Source organism: Allokutzneria sp. NRRL B-24872 (assembly GCF_002155965.1).
In the GTDB taxonomy this organism is placed as follows: Bacteria; Actinomycetota; Actinomycetes; order Mycobacteriales; family Pseudonocardiaceae; genus Allokutzneria.
On sequence record NZ_MUMH01000351.1, the window covers coordinates 184 to 650 of the forward strand.

A 467-nucleotide genomic window follows, 5' to 3' on the forward strand; every position below is an offset into this window, starting at 1 on the left:
CGCGACGCCTACGCGGCGGCGGGGACGCGGTCCAACTCCCCGCGCGGTGCGCTGGCGTACAAGTTCGCGGCCGAGGAGAAGACCACTGTGCTCGCCGACGTGGTCTGGGACGTCGGCAAGACCGGCAAGATCGCTCCGGTCGCGCACCTGGAGCCGGTCTTCGTCGGCGGAACGACCGTGACCAGGGCGACGCTGGCCAACCAGGAGGTGATCCGCGCTCGCGGCATCAAGATCGGCGACACCGTGCTGGTGCGCCGCGCGGGCGATGTGATCCCGTTCGTCGCCGGAGTGCTCGACGCCGCCAAGCGCACCGGCGCGGAGCGCGAGATCGTCCCGCCGAGCACCTGCCCGTCCTGCGAGCAGCCGCTGACCGAACAGGGCAACAGCCGGGAACTCTTCTGCACCAACGTTTCCTGCCCGGCGCAGACCGTGCGCAGGCTGATCCACTGGGCCTCGCGCGCCGCCGC

The 467-nt window shown here is 71.7% G+C and carries 1 pseudogene; it reads left to right on the top strand.

Going from position 1 to position 467, the window contains the following annotated elements:
- Positions 1 to 467 (top strand): annotated as a pseudogene (locus CCN37_RS38000) (NAD-dependent DNA ligase LigA); the annotation flags it as partial.